Raw genomic sequence first — 21,237 nt, 5'->3', positions numbered from 1 at the left:
AAGTTAAGATAAAAAGCCATTGCGGGCAACCTGAAATTCCTCTAAAGTTATAGTCTCGACACTGTAACTGGAGGTAAGAAAGGTATGCTCACAATGACCGATATTAATACTATCAGAAATTTACGAAATAATCATGATAAATCCATTAATCATATTGCAAAGGAGCTAGATGTAAATTGGCGCACGGCTAAAAAATATGCAGATGATGATTTGCTACCGCAACCTAAAGCACGCAAAAAGACTGGTATGATGTATACAGAAAAGTGGGGAGGCATCGTTTCCCTATGGCTTTCAGAAGATGCTAAGCTGCCAAAGAAAAAGCGTAGGACTGCTGAAGCAATGACTACTGCTTTAAAAGCCGATGGCTTTCCAGGATCCTACCGAACAGTCTGTGTATTCATTCAAGATTGGAAAGCGACACACTACTTGGAAACACTGGAAGACCAAGGCTTTGAGCGTCTTGAACACCCGCCAGCAGAAGCGCAACTTGATTTTGGTACGATGGAAGTTTGTCACGATGGAGCGTTTAAAGATGTGAAGGTATTAGTGATGACTTTCCCTTTTAGTAATGCAGGATTCGCCGTTGTACTCCCCGCCGAGAATCAAGAATGTTTGTTGGAAGGCATGAAAGAACTCTTCAGCCAATCAGGTGGCGTTCCTCGGAAAATACGGATTGATAATATGTCAACGGCCGTTACTCAGACAAAAACAAAGACTGAACAAGCGGTGCTGACTGACGGTTTCCTCCGATTTTCTATGCACTATGGTTTTGAGACACAGGTGTGCAATCCACGTAGCGGAAACGAGAAAGGTAGTGTGGAAAACAAAGTCGGCTATGTACGGTACAACTTCTTTTCATCTACACCGATTATGAAGGATTTCGCCAGTTTCAACGAGGCATTAGCGGTGGAGCTGTCACACGATCGAGAGCGAATCCATTACGAAAAACATGTCATTATCAATGATCTATGGAACACAGAAAAAACAGATTTGCTAGCTTTGCCGGACACCGATTACCCAGTATTTAAAGAAATCGAAGTCAAAGCCAATAAGTACAACGAAATTAAATTAGATAACGAACGGATCCACGTTCCACGTGTACGCAATTATTCAATTATTTATGGGCTGCTTCGTTTTGATTCCTATCAGCTAATCAGCACTGATGGTGAGATTATTTCAGAAGGACTTCGTCCTTATATGATGAAAAAACGAGCAATCGATTGGCAAGCAATTCTTCCTGATTGGCGCAGAAAACCGCGTGCCATGCATTACTCTCGCTATTGGAAGTATTTGCCCGAACGAATCAAGTTATTTCTCAGTCATCCAGATTGGAAAGAACAGGAGAAGCGTTTAAATCAAATCTCAGGTTTATTGGTGACACATGATATGTTAGGGATTGATACACATTTTTACGACATGTTTAGTGCCTCGACTACTACCGATGCGTATGATATTGATTGGCACCAATACGATGCTTTCTTGTCTCTAACAGGGGAGGTCATTGACTAGTGGATCAAGCAAAAAGTTTAGAAACTGCCTGTAAGTTGCTGAGACTTTCCCATGTTCTTCCCACTTTGGTTCGCAAAGACTTAGATTACAGCTTTGAAACCAAAGAAGATTGGTTGATGTATCTTCTGGAAAAGGAGTTGGCTTGCCGTGAAGAATTGAAAACTGCCCGACTCCTAAAACAAGCAAAGTTCCCAAATAAACGTACCTTAGAGGATTACGAATGGCATGATCATATATGTTTGCCAAATGCGACGACTAAAGATGAATTATTGAGTCTATCGTTTATTCATCAGAAAGAAAATGCTGTATTTGTGGGTACACCCGGTACCGGTAAAACACATCTAGCTTGTGGATTGGGTCAGCTGGCAGCCAAATCAGGTATCGATACACGCTTTTGGCGGGTATCAGATTTAGTCAACGAATTGGAACACCATTGGAAAAACAATACCTTAGAGGTCTTCAAGCATCGCTTCGATAAAGTAAAATTAATCATTCTTGATGAGATGGGTTATGTGCCTTTCACTAAAGAAGGCGCGGAACTGCTTTTCCAATTGATCAGCGATTGGTATGAAACAAAAAGCGTTATAGTGACTAGTAATTTAGAGTTTAGCCAATGGAATAAAGTCTTCGTTGATGCACGGTTAACTGCCGCGTTGGTGGATCGCTTGATTCATCATGCGCATATTCTCAGCTTCACGGGTGAGAGCTTTCGATTGAAAAATGCTTTATCAAAATCAAATTAATCAAAGGAAAATATCAGGTTGCAGCATTGTGCATTTTTTCTCTGCAATTATATGTACAAAAGTCTTGCAAAACACACTATAAAGACGTTCCATTTTGTGAAGTCACAATGGATATAGAAAAACAATACAAAGAACAATTAAATCTCTGTTTTATTAAAAATAATCAAGGTATCATAATAGAAAATGAATATAAAAAAATTTTAACGGCAATTTAACTAAAATGAACGAAAGCAATCAGTTAGCTGCTTTCGTTCATTGTTTGATATTATTAGATGGTTCTGATTTCATGTCATAGATATTACCTGAATAGACCAACGTTTTTTATATCGACTTTTTAGCGTAACTTTGATAAAGGAAGTCTAGCCTCGACTGAATTTTTGGCGTTGCAGAATCTAGATGCTGCTCTTGTTTCCGATGAGAAAAGTATGCTAATCCCCAACTAGTAATACTGAAAAATAACCAGAGAATTCCTTTTAGATAAGCACCTGATAATAAATTTAAACCCGAAAAACCTAGCAAAATCGCTCCAATAGTACCAAATAATAACAATGGACCAATCTTATGCGCTGAATTTTTCCCCTCCAACTTCCTAATTTCCTTTAAAGTAGTTTCACATTGTTCTTGCAAACGATCGACTGAATTTTTGTTTTCGATTCTTCGATCGCGTTTAAATTTTAGGATAATCATTTCTTGTTCGTTTTCAATTATCGGATGCTGCTCTACAATCCCCCCCAATTTTGTTTCGCCTAAAAGAATCCATTCAAAATTTTCATAACAGTCTTTGTACAAATTAATTTGATAGCGCGGGATCTGTACTTGTTTATACTCCCATTCAACTGGATTCGCTTTTCTCTCAGTCATCATTTTCTCCTTCCCTCTGTTTTTTAAGATATGGATCGTATTGATCATTACTTGGCTGATACTTTTGATAGCTATTCATACGCTTTTCTTGATTAATCTTTTCTTGTTGATCTGATTGTTTCAACCGTTCCTTTGCCTCTTTTAAAGTCTCACCATCTTTCCGAAAGAACTTATCTACAAAGTGATCCGAAACTTTCGTAAATCCCCCAATCGCACTCTCCTCTACTTTTTTATAGCCATCAACCACATTTCCCTCAAGGTGCTTATATCCTTCAACTACTTTTTTCTCAATCTTTTCATTTTTGTCTGCAAATGTCATATGTCATCCTCTTTTCTTTTTTAATCATGCAAAAATTAAATTCAATTCAGGAAATCCACCTGTTGATAAATAGGTGAATCCCATAATACCAAGGGCTAGTACTGATAAAATTCCTCCTACAATATATCGACGCTTATTGGTATATTTCCCTTTCATAACAGATGATGGTACTAGAAACACAATCAAACTTAGCGACAAAGCTAATGTTGCTACGAAGACCATTAAAGCACTGAAACCCATACTGATATTCACAAAAAATAAAACTATAGATGCTAAAACACCCAAGATACTCATTCCCAGCACTCCATAGCGTGTACCAATAAACAAACCATCAATAATTTTAAATATACTCATTTTCTCATCTCCTCTTTATTCATTAAGATAAATAAACTCCAATTAGTCTTAAATTTTCTGGTAATTTAATTTTATACTTATGATCTTTTGTAACCGAAACCACTATTTCTTCTATACTATTTTTATAATTGTTCCACAGATGTCGAAAACCTATAGTACTTACAATTTCGTCTATAAATGTGTAGTTTGACAAATGATTCACACTATTTTTGTCTTTAACTTCTAGCAATACCTTTTTAGAGTTCCGAGGTTTAGGAATAAGATATACATTTTCCATTTCAACTCCAACATCAATCTTCTTTAAGATAGAAACCATTCGAAGCCTCCATTCTACTTCTTTGATTTACTTTTATGTCTTTTGATACCAAATGCTCCAGCCATCAAAGCTACACCCACGACTACGATAAATTTCATATACTTAACTTCTCCTTTTTATGATTAAATTTCTTTATTTCGAACGACGTTTCAGCCAAAGTGCTACGCCTACGATTACTACTACTACAACGATTACACCAATGATAACAGTACTTGGTTCCATGATTCATTCCTCCTTTTACGATCATATTCATTTATTTTGAACGACGTTTCAGCCAAAGCGTTACACCAATGATTGCTACTACTACAACGATTACACCAATGATAACAGTACTTGGTTCCATGATTTCTTCCTCCTCTCATCCCGAAAATTTAATTTACTATTTAGAAAAAAAGGCAAACAAATCATTCGTATGTTTAATTACAGCAAGAACGATAGCAACACTAATTGTAAAATTTACAATTTCCATATTTAGCATCCCCTTCCTATTTTTACAACAATTGATTCCCTCTTTTGGTAATCTCATATAGTTCATCGTATTTTTTTTCAATCAACGGGTTTAGATCAACTACTTTTTTTTGACGAATTCTCTTATAGATCGGATAAGAAATTATCCAGCCCACCAATCCAGGAAGTGCCAGAAAAATCATTCCAACAATCCATCCAGCGTTTAAAGCAAAGACAGAACCTGCGACAAAAGCAGTACCCAAAACACCTACAATGTAAGCAAACGTAGCTGCCAGTATCCCCTTTGATTTTTCCATACTCTGTATTTCTTCTAGAACTGCATCAAACTGCCGTTGTAATCTTGTAAGTTCTGCTTTATTTCGAATTGCCCGGTCGCGTTTGAATTTGATTGTTATCGATTGAACAGGTTGTGCAGGTTTCAAACTACTGTCAACTTGCCAACCAAAATTTTCATACCCATCTATCACAATTGAGACAATCTCTTCTTTTATGGTCACGTCGCGATATTCATACCCAATAAACGTCTCTTTACTCGTTAATGTCATTGTTCTTTTCCTTCTGTCTATATATTTGATAAGGCTATTGTATGTTTAAATTGTTTCTAAATGACTGTTAAAATATTTCCAAATTGTTAATATGCAATAGATTGAAAGAAAAGTTGCTATATCATAGAATATTCATTTGCATTCCCTTCAAAGTAAATAGATGCTTTCTCGTGTAAGAAATCTGAAGGAAAGTACACTGATGTATCCTTTTTTAAAACCATTGCTCCGGATCGTTCTAGCAATTCTGCAACAAATTTGGAACAATAGTATCCTTTGTCAAACTGATGTTTTATGCCAAGAAATCCTAACGCAACGCTTAAGTAGGAATAATGATATTGTTCTCTTTCGCTAATAAATGAGTGAATAACCTCCTGGATATTTCGATACTCGATTTCAGTCACCTCTACTTGATAAATTGCACACGGTATATACTTTTTATGTTCCTTATTAAAAGAAAAGGGATGTTCGATACAAAACCCCCATTTCGTTCGAAAACTATAAAACTCTTCTAATTCGTCATCAATTCCGATTGATGCATGGTTATAAGTCCCGCCTTTCATAAATTTATACACCTTTCCAAAAAAACATGTGTACTCCTGTAATAAGATATAAATTTTTCTATTCCCCATACATCTCCTACTCTCTTTCTTCTATCTGTAATTTACTAGGTAGTTGTTTAATAAAATCGACAAAATTGTTTCTAATTTATTAAAATCAAAAAAAAGCCTTACCATCAATTTGTGGTAAAGACTTTTTTTACTGATACAATTCTCTATTTTTTTAGATTCTATACATGATTACTAGCCCTTAGGTAAATTCTGAAAGTAGTACCTTTTCCCAACTGACTTTTCACTTCTATGCGACCATCCATCATTTCAATCACACGATGAACCAACGACATTCCTAATCCATTGCCATCTTTTGAATGAGAAGTATCTCCTTGATAAAATTTTTCAAACAAATGTTTTTGTGTATCTTCAGACATCCCCTCACCAAAGTCCTTGATAGATATACAAATCTCATCCGAACTAGAAGTTTGTTTGATAATTATCTTTCCTCCCTCCGTGCTAAACTTTATAGCGTTAGAAAAAAGATTTCGCCAAACCAAATCCATTAAATTTTCGTCAGCAGTAATATAAGCTCGATCTTCAAGTCCAATTTCAAGAGTCAGATTTTTTTCCTCAAATAGTGGATCTAAACGAAAAATAGTTTCTGCCAGTTGCCCGCAAACATCATACGGTTTAGGGGGTAGAATGATTTGTTGATTTTCTAGTTTATTCAACATTAACATTGTAGAGACTAAGCTATTTAAACTTTTCACAGCTGTAATAATGGTGTCTATATAATTATTTCTATCTAAAATGGATAGTTCTGGAGACTTTAGCAATGTTACATAGTTTTGGATAATTGCGATCGGTGTTTTAATTTCATGAGATACATTGGCTACAAAGTCCGTCTTCATCGTTTCCAAAGATCCTAATTCTTTCACCATTTTATTAAAATCATGAAACATTTGATCTACATAATCTGCCTTGTCGGCTGTATGAATCGGCTTTATATAGACCGAAAAATCACCCTGTGCTACTTCTTTGGTAGCTTTACTCAAGCGATTCATTGGCACATCAAACGCTTTGTACTTTTCCCTTGCTGTAACTATACAAAAAAAACCAGATAGTATCGCCCAGTAAAGTAAATACCAAAAAAAGTAATCCCAAATCACTTTAAAAACTCCAGTATCATATCCATACATAATTCCAGGTAACGCTGAAAAAAATGCCATTGATGTAAAAATAGCTAGATACTCAACCCAAGAAAAATGACTGATTTTACGATCTTTATTTTTTATAAACATCATCAAGAAATCACCGCCTTATAACCTAAACCATGAATAGTGACTATTTTAAAATCGTTAACGTCAGAAAACTTATCTCTAAGCTTTGTAATATAAACATCCACCGCTCGAAGACTTGTCGTTGATTCCAAAGACCAGAATTCGTCCATTAATTGCGCTCTAGAAAAAGCATGTTCTGGATTTGAGAGTAGCTTAAAAAGAATATTAAACTCTCTCACAGTAAGAGCAATTTGATTTCCTGTAACAAAAACAGATAATGAATCTGCATCGAGTGCTACATTCCCAACAACAACTTTCTTACTTGATAAAATATTAGCCCGTCGCAACAATGCTTCAATTCTCAAGACCAATTCTTCAAGCTCTACTGGTTTGACCATATAGTCATCTATTCCCGCTTGGTATCCTTTTTGTTTAGCAGAAAGGTCATCTCTAGCACTTAAAAATAAAATAGGAATGTTTGGATTAATTGATCGAACAGTTCGAGCAAATTCAAATCCATCAATATTTGGCATCATAATATCACTAAGTATAACATCGAAATTTTCATTATACATTGCATCATATGCTTCGTTAGCATTTAAACAGCCGATTACTTGGTATCCGTTCATTCCCAAATAATTCGTGACAACTCGATTTAATTGAACATCGTCTTCTACAACTATTACTTTTGTCAAATAATCACCTCATTTTTTTACATCATAACACAATTAAATATCTGTATTATTAAAAATAATTGCGATAATCGTTTTAAATGTAGATCCCGGTACATAACAATTCGTAAATGGTACCCTTTGTCCTCAAAGAAGACTGTATTGATTTATCACTATGTTCCTTGCCGCACAGTGATAAATTTTCGTTTGAAGAGGCTGTTTGTTGCATAACATCATATGAAACGATCCTATACAATAAGGCAATAAGCTTTTAAGATTATGACCCCATCCAAGATTTGTCCTAATACTCATAAATCTAAATTTTAAATGAACAATAATTTACTTACGTTTTTATGAATGTCAATGGTCATAACAAAATGTCGTTTTGAGCATGCGGACAAAAACTTGGACTAAAATTAGTTTGGAGGAACGCCCGTGTACACATACGAAGAACGAAAAAGAGCTGTGAATCTCTATTTTGAATATGACAAAGCTTTAACTGCCACAATTAAAAAATTAGGCTACCTCAAAAGAGCCACTTTAAGAAAATGGGTGTCAGAATATTCACCAGCTACTCGTAAAGTTCAGTTAAATTCGATACACTATACGAAACAGGAGAAAGAAGATGCTTGGAAAAGGAGCGTCTAAACGAATGAAACAAGCCAAATTAATACGTTCCATGTCAAAGAAAGGATATTCTCCAGACAATTGATCCTGTGAAGGATTCTTTAGCCGTCTTAAAAATGAATTTTTTTATGGTCATGATTGGTAATTGTTCTCTATTGATCAATTCATCGCTGAGTTAAACGAGTATATCCTTTGGTACAATCACAAGCGAATCAAATGCTCGTTGGGTGGACTTAGCCCGATAGATTATCGTGAACAGTTAGGTATTTTATAGAATGATGGTGCAAGAAAACGTCCGCCCCCCCTTTTCTACATTTTACCGTGACAATTTACAATGAACGCAAAAATAGAGGAACACAGATCAATTATAGTACCTAAAAAGCGTGTTCAGAAATTAGACATTTTCTGAACACGCTCTCTAAAAAAATAATAGATACGATTTCATATTATATGAAAAATTATCGAAGGTTTGTCTTTCATCTTTAGGTCGTATCCACACAACTCTTTAAAGTAATCTTTATAGTCATTCTCAACGATTCGAATGATCTCCTCGTTTGAAAAGTCTTCAAATGGCATCAATTCAGTCAATAAAGTTAATTTGGCATCTACACCCAAAATCTCAGGAAAGACCTGCCAAAAGTTCTCTTGCGAAATACCTTCAATCAGCTGATCGAATTTTTGAACTTGACTATCCAAGTAAGTCTTCAAGGTTGTCCGATCTGATCCTGATTGGTCAAGCGCTACTTGAAACTGGTTGATATAGTCATTTTTTGTTTTTAATTGCGTCATAGTCTGTTTCCTCTTATCTTTCGTCAATTCTTTCGGTAATTGTTAGAGAATACTACTTACCAATCAATTTCCTTTAACGCTTGTTTGATTTCTCTTTCTTCAGGGATCGTCGATAACCATACTACATTTGGTCTTTCCTGGGATATTCCGCCATTCGTTATGATCAATTGCCGATTGAAAGGCGTAGGTCGTATATCCTCTAGTAAATAGAAGCCTTTCACCTGTAAATAGAGACGAACATTCTTTTTTATCCACTCTTGTAAAACTAAACTTCCCGTTAATTGGAAAGTAAGTACCAGCGATCGTTCAAATCGCGCTTTACTGCCGTAATAGTTCTTCATCAGCTGATCAAAGAATCGTTTTTCTTCTGTCTGTTTTTCTACCAGAACTTCTTTAGTTTGGCTGAGAGATAATTGGAAGAACTGATGCATTATGGCAATCAAGGTTTCAAAAAATGGAACGATCATATTTTCAAAATCCATGATCAAATAGTTATGGCCATCCTCCGAAGAAAACTGTCGGATAAATTCTTTTTGACATAGCGGATTTAAAAACTGTTCTTCGTTTAACGACAAGAGGAACAAGGCTGCTTTTTCTTGTCGTGGCAAAGATAGTGTGACCGTCTCATCCAGTGCGGCAACGATTCTTTCTAGGCCTTTCTCTTGACCATTTTTTTGAGGTAAGTATTGTCCCTGGCCGATTCGCCATTGCGCCAGTTGGCACCACTGATTCAGACGAATCGGGTCTAACGCCCATCTACCAGACTTATTAAGTTGGTAAAAAGAGTCCCATGACTTGATTCGATGTTCTAGTACCTTTGGATAAAGAGGCAGCGTAAAGTATAGGTCATACATAAACTGCCGGATCGCGGGTTCATTTCCCTTTAATTGATTGTCTTTTTCGACAATCGTCAACTGGTATTGTTCCTCTAATAGGTGAACAAACTGCCGTTTGACCCGACCAAAACTAGCAGGGGAAAGGTTTAAAGTTTCCGCCCATTCTTGATTGGTTTTTCGAGTCCCGGAAACTAACTGATCCGCATAGAAAAACAACGGTTCTTGGTCTATTAACGCTTGTTTTTCCTTGGTATACGATACAGGGTGATGAAGTGAAAAGTGATAGCCATCCTCTCCGCCCAGAAGCAGGATCGATGCGTCAAAATACTTCTTGATTTGTTTGATATCTGATTGAATCGTTCGTTGCGTACAACTTAGTTTCGTCGCTAAGTCTTTGCCTGTCATGGTTTGATTCTCTTCGAACTGATCCAACATCATCAACCAGCGTTTCGTTTTTTCGTGATAGATCAGGTGATAAAACAACTGACTCATTGCCTCTCCTTTCTAGTAGATAGCCTATAAGTAATACTAGTAGAAAAAGGAAAAGAGAGGGTTCTCTTTCCCTTTCGTTTTTAATTGCCAGGAACGGCACTTAACTCCCAGATCAAGGTAGTGGAATAAGTAGTAGCTTCTGGATTGGCGCCTTTTGGGACATCCAGTGCGACACTGTCGCCTGCCGTCTCTCCATCACCAAAACGATAGATACATGTCCCTGTTCCTTCATTTCCTTCTGCACGAATCAAAGTCCGCTTATTTCCCGGTACCAAAGTTAAAGGATTGGTGGCTTGTAAGGATGGAGGCACCCCATTTTGGGCAGTCACTAATTGTTGGTTTGACAGACTCAAGCTAGCTCCAGTGAGTTGTTGGTCATCTTGTCCTTCAAATTGTTTCCTTTGTGTGACCGCGAGTTGCCAGCCATTACGGTCGTTTTCTGAACGTCGATCACTGATCTGAACATAGTTCGGTCGTTCTTCCGTCTCGCTCACTGTTCCATCTTCATTCAATAATCGTTGTGGTTGCGCATAATAGGTTTGGTCATGAACCGAAATAGCTTGTGAGCCAAAATTGAAGGACGAAATAAAGTCAATACTTAGTTGCCCCTGATCTTCTGGCAATTCTGGTTTATTTTCTGGATCCACTTCTACTTCTGGATCCAAGGGATCTACCGGTGAGACAGGACCTACATCCCCAACGATTAATGTCGTAGCCGGTTCAAAAGTTACATCGTGAAAGGTTAATTCCACGGCTGGATTGATATTTCCACGCGCGTTATTCGTTTCTGGCGGATTGATCACACCTGCGGCTTCTGCCGAACCTTCGGTATCTCGTAGAAAGACTTTTATTTCATCATCCATTTCTAAATCAACGTCACTTAGATTTAGAGTAAATCTGCCGTCATTATCTATCGTAACATCATCGGTATCAAGTGGTTCACCATTGTGTGTGGCTGTTACTTCAGCATCCAGATTATCCGTCACTCCTTGAATCGTGGTACTATCTTGCGCAATGATTGACGAAGAAAATTGTGCCGGTGTTGGTGGTATGATTGGAAAAACCTCAACTGTTTCTGTTAAAATCTGGTGTTCGAAGCCATCTGTAAGTTCGCCACTGGTTAGTTCAACTTTACTGATTCGAACTTTTGATCCTGCTTCTAGCGGTTCATCCAAATGGATTTCAAAGAGTCCGCCACGCGGCTCTTCGCCATAAATGCTGATTCCTGGCGATTCATTTGAATCACCAACCGTTTTGGTCGTATATTCTTGTGTCGTTTCTCCCGATGGAGATTCTACTTCTACGGTAACAATTGCTTCATCATCCCAAGCAGGACGACTATTGTCTAGCCCTTCCGGAAGGCTCACTCGCCCATGGATTTTCTTGTCGGCATTGGTTGGTATTCTGAGTTCATCTGCGATTGCCCATCGACCATTATTAGAAGATATTCTTCTGAAATTGGAGAGACCGCTTGTACCAATTACTGAAGTATTTAACTCTTCAGGTTTGCTGGTTGAGACTAGAGTATTAAAAGTAGCACCTCTAAATTCATAATCTAGAGTATCAAAATTAAAAGTAGGGTTCTGTTGCAAAGTTTCAAAATAAAGAAAAACCTGCCTATATTTAGTGTTGACTAAGCAGGAATTCTCAATAATATCTTGATTTCAGTACAGACTGAAAAGCCGAAAAGAGTCCCTTCTTTTCGGCTTTTCTTATACAGTCCTCGAATCGTTTCCATGCCTTTTATCGTGGTTGAGGCAGTGCGCAAACTTCGATAGAATTTGTTGCGACGCTTGATGGGTCGGTGATCTTGCTCAATCAGGTTGTTAAGGTATTTCACCGTTCGGTGTTCAGTCTGTTGATAAAAACCGTGGGATTGTAGCTTTCTAAAGGCACTTCCAATAGATGGCGCTTTGTCCGTGACTAGAACCCTAGGTTCATCAAACTGCTTGACTAAACGCTTCAAAAACGCATATGCTGCTTGTGTGTCACGTTTTTTACGTAACCAAATATCCAATGTCAGCCCGTCTGCATCGATGGCTCGATACAGATAGTACCATTTTCCTTTAATTTTAATATAGGTTTCGTCCATTTTCCACGAATAAAAAGACTGCTTGTTTTTCTTTTTCCAAATAGTATAGAGAAGTTGGCCGTACTCCTGTACCCAGCGATAAATGGTTGTATGACAAACATTTATCCCACGGTCATACAGAATTTCTTGGACTTCTCGATAACTCAAGTTATAGCGCAGATAGTAGCCGACGGCTACTATGATAATATCCTGTTGAAATTGTTTGCCCTTGAAATATGTCATGAGACGTCCTCCGGATGGTTTAGTATCTTCAGTTTACACCTAACAGAAAACTTTGCAACAGAACCAAAAAGAAGTATTTGATAAATATCTATAAAAAACAAAGCGGGATTTCGGTATATCGAGTCTCGCTTTGTTTTACTGATCTACACCTTAAACCGCTCCATATCCGACCACTTCAACTCGTTAGAAAAAGCCACATTCCGAATTTCATCATAGCCAACCTTCGTATCCCCAACGTAAATTCCCAATTCGTCTGAACCCTGAATCATACCAATAATATCTGGCCGATAATAACCATTGGAATCTCTTTCTTCAATCTGAATCACAATTTTCCTGCTTTTCAACACCGCTTCAGATAAAACTTCGCCAATCTCATCGACGTCCATTTGCATTTTTTGAACTGGCCGGTTCGCCTCAGCTGTTTTCTCGTTATGAAGCGTGTCCGTATGTTCAGAGAGGTAAAACCCCGCCCATTTCACCATGCCACGATCTTTATAATTCTTCCCATAAGAAGCCATAAGCCATCACTTCCTTTCCATCAATGGCCACCAATTTTAGAACTCCGGCTGATAGCTGTTGCGCCACTTAATAATGAACTGGCGTGAACTAATGCTTTAAATCCATACCGATTCCTGATTTCGTCACACAAGTAATCAAGTTTTTCTTGCTGAAGCAATTTTTCGGGATCAGAAAATAAATCTAATTGTACGCTAGTTTGATAGATTAATTTTGAACAAGAAATAGCAACAGTTCGCACATCAACGCCGATATAGTATTCATGAAAAATTTTTAGTGCATACTCTGTGAGTTGTTTTGTACTTGCTGTTGCAGTTATCTTCATTTGACGTGAAAATCCACTGATTAAATGCGAATCAGAATACCCAATGCTAAGATTGATACATTCTGTTTGCGAATGTATCTTCCGTAAGCGAGAAGCGACGAGATCACTCATTTCTCGAATTATGACCTCAATTTCTCTAGGGTCTGAGTAGTCACGAAGTAATACTTGCGAATTGGAAACAGATTTTTCTAACGGTTTAAACTTATGATCGATTTGACTACGATCAATCCCATTGGCGTGAGCATGGAGCTGTACACCAATTGCACCCATAGACGTTTTTAACAAAAAAGGGTTGTAGTTTGCTAAATCGCCAATTGTATCAATTCCTTTGTTATACAGGCGTTTGGCGGTTTTCTCGCCAATCCCCCAAAAGTCCGTTAATCGATCAATCGTCCAAACTTTTTGTGGTACATCCTCATACCGCCATTCGGCTATCATATCAGGATTTTTTTTTGCTTCGTTATCCAGTGCCAATTTTGCCAAAAGCATATTATCGCCAATGCCAACGGTCGTATAAATACCAGTTTCTTGTAAGATTTTTCGCATTAAGTCTTTAGCAAACAGCTTGACATCAACATTTCCATAAAGGTTTTTTACCTTATCGTAACGGACAAAAAGTTCGTCGATACTGTAGACATGAATATCATCATCAGAGACGTATTGTCGAATAATATTGACGATTTTTACATTGGTTTCAATATAAAGTCCCATTCGTGGTGGTACTTGTATTAAATCTGGGTGATTAGGTAATTCAAATTTGCGAGTTACGTTTGAGATCCCAAGTACCTTTTTAGCCACAGGAGAAGAAGCCAATACCAATCCCCCAGGTCGATCAGCTCCCGAAAGTACGACTAACATTGCTGTAAGTGGATTTAAACCACGTGCCACACATTCAACTGAAGATAGCGATAGGTAATCCTTTGATGCAATCTCCAGATTTTCCCCCGCTCCACACCGTACGTGCGACTTTCACCGCATACGGCGTTCCATCAAAGTTTACTAACAGTATCATACAGTTATAGATTCAGCGACAATTCACGATTCTTAGCTTTTTTGCGAAACTGGTTGATTATCTCAAGTTGAGCACTTGTAACTCTCATGTTTTGTATGAGAAGTGATGCTCTTGTTTTATCCTCTTCATGAATAAGTGAGTGAATGTTCCGGTGGACAATGACCAGATTTTGATAATTGTCTTTCCCACCTAGATTTTTAGGGACAATACGGTGGCAGTATATGTCTGCTAGCTCTAAGACTTCTTTCGTTACTCGGCAACGGCCGACTTGGGAAGAGTACTTGGATACACGATTGTCTCTAAACTCAATGCTTTCATTAGGATTAGACATGTTCATGAGTTGGTTGATAATATCGATTGGGAAAGTAAGATACCTGTGTATCAGCACACGACCTTCGGGCGTGTATTTACAGGTTCCTATCTTGGGCAGGGAGGTGTGGCTATGTTTTATGAATCCAAAAGGAAGCATAGGAACACCATTAAGCCACCTCAACTGCTTTGACCGAGCGTAATTTTTTTTAATAAAATCACTCGGTGGAGGACCCTTTCTCTTAATATCTAGTCGATTTTTGATGATAATCATTAGGCGTTGATTTATTCTTGGGCAGTCCACACTGATGTGGGTTGCCTTTTTATAATATTGATGGATACCTACTACCATTGAGTTATAAATACTTAACTGTTTTTGAAGTTCAACTTGGGTAGGTGAATGTTGAATCACCTTAATTTGTTTTGCTAACTTATTAGATGCTGCACTCATGGCTTTGGCGCACATGTGCGTTTCAATCACAAAGCTTTTTCTTTTGCGTACCAGTTTCATTGTGAATCCGAGAAAATCAGATTTCTGTTTCTTTAGATTCACTACCTTTGATTTTTCAGCACTTATATCAAGTTTCAGTCGGTCTTTTAACCATAATTTAGTGGCTAGAAAGATTTTGTCTGCGTCACTTCGTTTTCTACAGAAGATTTTGAAGTCATCTGCGTATCTAACAATATAAATCTCTTTTAGTTTCGAAGCACGCAGTGCTCGATATTTGTTGCTCTTAATCCATTGCTTTCTTGTTTGATGATAACAATCGTAGTTTTTCCTAGTCGGGTGTGTTTCCCATTGAGAAGATATCCACCAGTCCAGTTCATTCAAAACAACATTGGCAAGAAGTGGAGAGAGAACACCGCCTTGCGGGGTTCCTTTCTTTGGATGTTCAATGCGTCCATCCCTATGAATAATAGGTGCTTTAAGCATTGCTCGGATAACACCTAGAAGCCATTTATCACGTACCCCTAATGTCCAAAACTGTTTAATAAGTTTTGAATGGTTTACGTTATCAAAGAATCCTTCTATGTCTATGTCTACTACAAAAGTTAGTTTTGAAAGTTGCGCCATTCGTACTGCTTGAGCGAATGCATGATGTGCCGACCGGTTAGGTCGGAAACCATAGTTCTTATCATGAAACTTTGCTTCCATGATCGGTTCTAAAACTTGTAGTAGACACTGTTGTATGATTCTATCCCATATTGTTGGTATACCTAGTGGTCTAGTTTTCCCATTTGGCTTAGGAATATCTACTCGTTTAACTGGTTGCGGTTTATATTCTGAAAATTTTGTTTGAACAGTTTTTATAAACTCGATATTCGGTATTGCTTTTAAATCATCAATATTCTTTTTGTCGACGCCTGGGGAAGTACTACCAGAATTTCCTTTAACATTCCGAAATGCCAATAGAATGTTATTAGGAGAAGTGACAATTTCCATAAGGTTACTGAAAATTTTGTTCTCGCTACTCTCTTTGTAAAGAGAATCAAAGCTATCAATAAGACCATAATATTCCATATGGCGAATTGAATGTGATGCTGATACGTTTTCCATAGCACCGCCTCCTTTCGGACGTCGGCGTTTATTTTGTCATACTCGATTCTATGGATTGTATCATAACTGTTAGTAAAGCAAATTGACTTGTGGCTATCCCTCCACAGCTTATTATCACTGCTTCATAGGTACTGTGCCACTACTCTCACTAGTGTAAATGAGCTTATTATTCTTCGTCTCAACCGTTTCAAAGGAAGTTAGTCCTCCACGACACTAGCTTTCAACGTTCCAATGATTTTATCCCTGCATTTACTTTTAGGCGCTCACTCTGAACCTGTAACTTTCCAATGCCTACTACATTGCACGGTTGTTCATATCTACGATTCTTACTTAACCGCAAGCTACACCCTTTGTCACAGTAATATTTGTGCGGGTAAGATACATTTCTGTACCCCAAGCTTATAGATTCGTACATTCGCGAGTTCGTCAGTGCAGCTGCACATTCTCACCATGAGTAATTTCTGGACTCCCGGCCTATAGGTTACACCATTCACCGCTGAACAGCTTTCGATTGCATAATGCAACTGCGGTAACTCTCAGCCGACTTTACCGAGCTTTTGACAATTCCTATTCTAACTTAAGGTATTGCCAATCGGAGTATCAGAGGGAGCGCTTCAGGTCGTTACACCGTCATTTCACTCCTCAAATCATTAGTTCTACACAAGAAAATCTTGTGTGCCTAACCTTTTCAGTTAGGAACGTTTCGCACCATAAAAACTTTTAACATCAATAAAAAGAATGTCGCGCTTGGGTTCTTTCCTATAATCGAAGTTTGTCAAAATAATCACCTGCTTTAACTTTCTGACACCATTATACGAACTTATGTTCTTTTTTGCAAAAGATATTTATGAACAAAAAAGAAAAGTAATCGTTTTATTTGGAAGGCAGGTTCTTGCATGATACACTTAATATGTAAGATATAATTTGTAGGAGGGAACGTCTATGGCAAAAATTGGAAAAGAATTGTTTGAACAATTGACTTCTGAAGGTGTAACAGGACCATTTCTCACGATTATGTTAAATACACATGTGGCACATCAGGACATCGAAAAGGATCAGCTCAAATTTAAAAACTTTGCAAAAGAAGCGAAGCAACGATTTGTTAAACGCTATCCGGAACTTGACTGGAGCCCGTTTCAAACAAAGATCGATGGACTATTAAGTGATCGGGACTTTTGGCGCAGCGGGACGACCAGCGCAGCGATCATCTTAACGAAAGAAGAAAGCTACATTCATCGGTTGAGTATTGAAGTAGATGATCAATATTATGTTGGAGACACGCCTTATTTGTTGGCGATCATTAAAAATGCTCAGTACAACTATCATTATTATCTACTTGGTTTAAATCGTAATTCCATGAAATTATATGTCATGGAGAATAAAAAATTAGCCGAAGTTCCGTTGCCAAAAGATGCACCATTAGATATCAAAACGGCTATCGGAGAAGAGATCACTGGTGGCAACCTCAATTTCCGTTCACAAGGAAGTGCGAATGGTGGACGAGATTCTGTTGCTTACCACGGAGTGAGTGCTAAAGACGAAGAAGTCGAAGTGGACTGGGTCAATTACTATCAAGCAGTAGATAGCTTCTTCAAGGATGACTTTGAAAACGAAGAGGGACTTCCGATCTATTTGTTTGCTCTTCCTGAAAATCAAACGATGTTCAAAAAGGTTGCGAAAAATCCTTACTACGATGCAACAGTAGCTGTTTCTGCCTCACCGGCGCAACTTTCATTGAATGACTTGGAAAAAGGTGCCGAACAAATCAATGAAGAATTAACCAAAAAAGAAGTTAGCGTCTACCATCAACTGGTCGAACGGAAAAATTTTGATCAATTGTCAGATATTCGTCAAGCAGCGCCATTAGGACGAATCGCTCAATTGTTTATTGCGACTTCTAACTTAATTGATGGCTTTGGAGAAAATCCAGAAGTCGAATATGATTGGCGGCAGGTTCTAAATACACTGGCAGATGATACGATCAGTAATAGTGGAGAAGTCTTTATCTTAGATGAAAAAGATGCCCCTGGAGAAAAGGAACTGTTTGCTGTGTTGCGTTATTAAACAGAAGCGAACTCTTTTTGAATTGCGACTAAAATTGTTTACTGCAGACTCTAAGTAAGACCTACTCACAATAAAGGACGACGATGTAAGCGTGACTTACATCGTCGTCCTATTTTACAATTTGAAGAGAGTTTTTTGAAAGATAATGAAAAAAAGTAGCTATTTTTATGGGACTTGTGTTATAATGAATTTGTAGTTTTTGTAACGGTAATTGCTGGTAGTTTGTTTCATCTTAAAACATCTTCCACTTTTTCACCTTAACAAGTAATTGCAAAATATGTGTTTTTACACAAGGAGGATTTTTTAACATGGAAACAGGTACAGTAAAATGGTTTAACGCAGACAAAGGTTTCGGATTCATCACTGCAGAAAACGGAAACGACGTATTCGTTCACTTTTCAGCTATTCAAGGTGACGGCTTCAAAACTCTAGAAGAAGGTCAAACAGTAACTTTCGATATCGAAGAAGGTCAACGTGGCCCTCAAGCAACTAACGTTGTTAAAGCTTAATTCTATAAGAATGTACAAGGACGAAGCGTAAAGCTTCGTCTTTTTTTGTCCTTTTAAGTGGAAGCGAGTGAAAAGCGAACGATTGTATGGGTGTTGTCGATTAACTTATGTGAAAATATTGTGGAGTATCTGATTTCATTTATAATGAAAAAGAATCCAAAGAATTAGGAAAAAATGTCGCACAGGGTGTCTATCCTGTGATCACACCTCGTTTTGTACCTAGTTGTACGGACGAGGGCCTAGCTGGACTAGGACAGTTAGCTGAAAAATATCACGTGCATGTTCAATCTCATTGTAGTGAAGGGCAATGGGAACATGATCATGTGAAAGAACGATTTGGTAAATCGGATACAGAAGTATTGCGTGATTTTGGTTTATTAACAGAAAAATCCGTGATGGCACATTGCAATTTTGTCGATGAAAAAGATGGTGAAATTTTTGTCGAGACAGGGACAGCCGTGGCTCATTGTCCGATTTCAAATGCTTATTTTGCAAACGGAGTTATTCCGATCAAACGTTTGAAAGAACAAGGAGTGGAAATTGGTCTAGGTACGGATATTTCTGGCGGATTTTCTCCAAGTTTATGGGACAACATCAAACAAGCCGTCATGTCTTCAAGAATGTTAGAAGACGGTGTAGATGTTACCTGTGCCCAAAAAACACGTGGTGTGGCAGATTCGCGCATCACTGTCATCGAAGCTTTTTCTTTAGCAACGCAAGGTGGTGGCGAAGCTTTAAGCCTACCAATTGGTGTCAAAGAGAAAGGATATACCTGCGATTTACAAGTCATCGATATGAATGCTACAGGGGCATCGTTGTCTGGGTTCGGTGTATTTAATGACCCAGCAGAGCAATTGCAAAAATTACTTTATTTAGCAACACCTGCCAATATTAAACAAGTTTGGGTGCAAGGAAAACTTATACACGAGAAACACTAGCGGGAAAATTTGTGGAAACAAAAGTAGAGAAAAAAGGACTAACCGTGGGAGTCAATGACAACATTTCCTTTGGTCAATCCTTTATTTTAGGGTTACAACATGTATTGGCGATGGATGTGTATGTCCCACCGTTTATTATTGCGACAGCTGTAGGAATGTCTTCTCTGGAAGCAGCAGGACTGATTCAATCAACTTTTTTAGGAGCAGGGATTGCTTCATTAATTCAAGTTCTATTTTTCTTAAAATTACCTGTGTGCCAAGGTCCTTCTTTTGTCCCAGTAGGAGCGATTATCGGGATTTATCTGGGCGCGCAAGGAATGGATACAGTTTTAGGAGCCAGTGTCATTGGTGCAATCGCCGTAATATTGCTCGGCTTGACAGGAGTCTACAAATATATTGTTCGTAAATTTATTCCAAGTATTGTGAGTGGGACGATTATTATGATTGTCGGTTTAACTCTCTTGCCTTCTGCTTTTACAGGGAATATTTATGTTTCAAGTGAGAGCTTAAGTATCAATCAGAATATTTTTTTGGCGGTAATTACTGCAGCAACCTTGATTATTTTTTCTATGTTGGATGAGTATTTCCCACGTCTAGGCAAAATTTTCCGTATTAGTTCCGTGATCATTGCCTTAGCATTAGGGTCAGTGGTGGCTTCTTTCATGGGTGGTTTGGATTTCAGTTCTGTTTCAGAAGCTCCTTTCTTAAGCTTGCCGAATTTAGCGTTTATTGATTTTGGATTTAACTTTGATTTTTCAGCTATTTTAACCATGTTAGTGATTTATATGATGCTCTTAGCTGAAACAACGGGAACTTGGTATGCGATCAGTGCTGTAACGGATGAGCCTGTGACCGATGAACAAATTAATAGAGGTGTGATAGGTGAAGGTCTAGGTTGTTTGACGGCGGCCTTAGTAGGAACCACACCAGTAACTGGTTATTCAACAAATGCGGGAATTATTTCCATCACGGGTGTAGCAAGTAAGAAAGTCTTTGTGATGGCATCTGTTTGGTTTATTATTTTATCCTTCTTAGGTAAATTGTCCGCGTTGATTCACATCGTGCCATCCTCTGTCATTGGTGGTGTCTTCTCTGTAGTATGTGTCATTATCATGCTCAGTGGCTTCCGTGTGATTAAGAACGAAGAATTTTCCGAACGTGAATTATACATTATTGGTGTGCCGTTAATTTTTGCTATTGGTCTATTGTTTATGCCAGCTGAGGTCAAACAAAGTGCACCCCAATTCATTCAATATTTATTAGATTCACCGATTGCTTTGAGCGCAATTGTCGCGGTTGCGATGAATAAATTGATTCCTGAAACAAAATAA

General features: G+C 37.9%; 21 protein-coding genes and 2 pseudogenes. 8 read left to right on the top strand and 15 right to left on the bottom strand.

Features of this window, described 5'->3' with window-relative positions; all coding sequences use genetic code 11:
* The first annotated feature begins 84 nt into the window (after positions 1-84).
* Positions 85-1,509, top strand: a complete 1,425-nt coding sequence (gene istA, locus ACWODM_RS11385) for an IS21 family transposase (RefSeq protein ID WP_455321492.1) — start codon at positions 85-87, stop codon at positions 1,507-1,509.
* On the top strand, positions 1,509-2,252 hold the full coding sequence (istB, locus tag ACWODM_RS11380; RefSeq protein WP_431382150.1) for an IS21-like element helper ATPase IstB: 744 nt from the start codon (positions 1,509-1,511) through the stop codon (positions 2,250-2,252). Before istA ends, istB begins: the two co-directional genes overlap by 1 nt.
* A 321-nt stretch (positions 2,253-2,573) precedes the next feature.
* On the opposite strand, the gene ACWODM_RS11375 is transcribed toward istB, so the two are convergent.
* The 8 genes from ACWODM_RS11375 to ACWODM_RS11340 form a co-directional block, all read right to left on the bottom strand.
* Complete coding sequence (locus ACWODM_RS11375) at positions 2,574-3,113, bottom strand: hypothetical protein (protein WP_455321491.1); 540 nt, start codon at positions 3,111-3,113, stop codon at positions 2,574-2,576.
* Positions 3,106-3,432, bottom strand: coding sequence for a hypothetical protein (locus ACWODM_RS11370; protein ID WP_455321490.1), 327 nt, complete (start codon positions 3,430-3,432; stop codon positions 3,106-3,108). The genes ACWODM_RS11375 and ACWODM_RS11370 overlap by 8 nt, the downstream gene beginning before the upstream one ends.
* Before the next feature lie 24 nt (positions 3,433-3,456).
* Complete coding sequence (locus tag ACWODM_RS11365) at positions 3,457-3,786, bottom strand: hypothetical protein (RefSeq protein WP_455321489.1); 330 nt, start codon at positions 3,784-3,786, stop codon at positions 3,457-3,459.
* A gap of 22 nt (positions 3,787-3,808) precedes the next feature.
* Entirely contained in the window at positions 3,809-4,102 is a 294-nt protein-coding gene (locus tag ACWODM_RS11360) for a hypothetical protein (protein WP_455321488.1), read from the bottom strand.
* A 491-nt stretch (positions 4,103-4,593) separates the two neighbouring features.
* Positions 4,594-5,115, bottom strand: coding sequence for a hypothetical protein (locus ACWODM_RS11355; protein ID WP_455321487.1), 522 nt, complete (start codon positions 5,113-5,115; stop codon positions 4,594-4,596).
* A gap of 116 nt (positions 5,116-5,231) precedes the next feature.
* Positions 5,232-5,675 carry a hypothetical protein gene (locus tag ACWODM_RS11350; RefSeq protein ID WP_455321486.1) on the bottom strand — a complete coding sequence of 148 codons (444 nt, stop codon included), beginning with the start codon at positions 5,673-5,675 and terminating at the stop codon, positions 5,232-5,234.
* A gap of 227 nt (positions 5,676-5,902) precedes the next feature.
* Positions 5,903-6,970: an ATP-binding protein gene (locus ACWODM_RS11345; protein WP_455321485.1), complete on the bottom strand. Its 1,068-nt coding sequence runs from the start codon at positions 6,968-6,970 to the stop codon at positions 5,903-5,905.
* Positions 6,970-7,641 (bottom strand): response regulator transcription factor, encoded by a 672-nt coding sequence (locus ACWODM_RS11340; RefSeq protein ID WP_455321484.1) that lies wholly within the window; start codon positions 7,639-7,641, stop codon positions 6,970-6,972. Before ACWODM_RS11340 ends, ACWODM_RS11345 begins: the two co-directional genes overlap by 1 nt.
* Before the next feature lie 411 nt (positions 7,642-8,052).
* On the opposite strand from ACWODM_RS11340, the gene ACWODM_RS11335 reads away from it, so the two are divergent.
* Entirely contained in the window at positions 8,053-8,265 is a 213-nt protein-coding gene (locus ACWODM_RS11335; protein ID WP_455321483.1) for a hypothetical protein, read from the top strand.
* Positions 8,255-8,518 (top strand): annotated as a pseudogene (locus ACWODM_RS11330) (IS3 family transposase); the annotation flags it as partial. The gene ACWODM_RS11335 and the pseudogene ACWODM_RS11330, both read left to right, overlap by 11 nt.
* 167 nt (positions 8,519-8,685) lie before the next feature.
* Here ACWODM_RS11330 and ACWODM_RS11325 read toward each other — a convergent pair.
* The 7 genes from ACWODM_RS11325 to ltrA form a co-directional block, all read right to left on the bottom strand.
* Positions 8,686-9,033, bottom strand: coding sequence for a DUF7006 family protein (locus tag ACWODM_RS11325; RefSeq protein WP_455321482.1), 348 nt, complete (start codon positions 9,031-9,033; stop codon positions 8,686-8,688).
* Positions 9,034-9,089: 56 nt separating this feature from the next.
* Positions 9,090-10,361 carry a helix-turn-helix domain-containing protein gene (locus tag ACWODM_RS11320; RefSeq protein WP_455321481.1) on the bottom strand — a complete coding sequence of 424 codons (1,272 nt, stop codon included), beginning with the start codon at positions 10,359-10,361 and terminating at the stop codon, positions 9,090-9,092.
* A gap of 80 nt (positions 10,362-10,441) precedes the next feature.
* Positions 10,442-11,953, bottom strand: a complete 1,512-nt coding sequence (locus ACWODM_RS11315; RefSeq protein WP_455321480.1) for a WxL domain-containing protein — start codon at positions 11,951-11,953, stop codon at positions 10,442-10,444.
* Positions 11,954-11,994: 41 nt separating this feature from the next.
* Positions 11,995-12,675, bottom strand: coding sequence for an IS6 family transposase (locus ACWODM_RS11310; protein WP_455321479.1), 681 nt, complete (start codon positions 12,673-12,675; stop codon positions 11,995-11,997).
* A 143-nt stretch (positions 12,676-12,818) separates the two neighbouring features.
* Positions 12,819-13,193 carry a hypothetical protein gene (locus ACWODM_RS11305; protein ID WP_455321478.1) on the bottom strand — a complete coding sequence of 125 codons (375 nt, stop codon included), beginning with the start codon at positions 13,191-13,193 and terminating at the stop codon, positions 12,819-12,821.
* Between the two features lie 20 nt (positions 13,194-13,213).
* Positions 13,214-14,404, bottom strand: coding sequence for a Y-family DNA polymerase (locus ACWODM_RS11300; RefSeq protein WP_455321477.1), 1,191 nt, complete (start codon positions 14,402-14,404; stop codon positions 13,214-13,216).
* 128 nt (positions 14,405-14,532) lie between these two features.
* Positions 14,533-16,395, bottom strand: coding sequence for a group II intron reverse transcriptase/maturase (gene ltrA, locus ACWODM_RS11295; RefSeq protein ID WP_002337637.1), 1,863 nt, complete (start codon positions 16,393-16,395; stop codon positions 14,533-14,535).
* A 942-nt stretch (positions 16,396-17,337) separates the two neighbouring features.
* On the opposite strand from ltrA, the gene ACWODM_RS11290 reads away from it, so the two are divergent.
* From ACWODM_RS11290 to ACWODM_RS11275, 4 genes and pseudogenes are all read left to right on the top strand, one after another.
* Positions 17,338-18,459 carry a baeRF6 domain-containing protein gene (locus ACWODM_RS11290; protein ID WP_455321476.1) on the top strand — a complete coding sequence of 374 codons (1,122 nt, stop codon included), beginning with the start codon at positions 17,338-17,340 and terminating at the stop codon, positions 18,457-18,459.
* Positions 18,460-18,767: 308 nt separating this feature from the next.
* A complete protein-coding gene (locus tag ACWODM_RS11285) occupies positions 18,768-18,968 on the top strand; it encodes a cold-shock protein (RefSeq protein WP_455321475.1) in 201 nt (66 codons plus the stop codon).
* A gap of 158 nt (positions 18,969-19,126) precedes the next feature.
* A pseudogene (locus ACWODM_RS11280) lies at positions 19,127-19,906 on the top strand (amidohydrolase family protein); the annotation flags it as partial.
* An 11-nt stretch (positions 19,907-19,917) separates the two neighbouring features.
* Complete coding sequence (locus tag ACWODM_RS11275; protein WP_455321474.1) at positions 19,918-21,237, top strand: uracil-xanthine permease family protein; 1,320 nt, start codon at positions 19,918-19,920, stop codon at positions 21,235-21,237.

Source organism: Enterococcus olivae (genome assembly GCF_053760925.1).
This window is presented reverse-complemented; position numbering and strand designations above follow the sequence as displayed.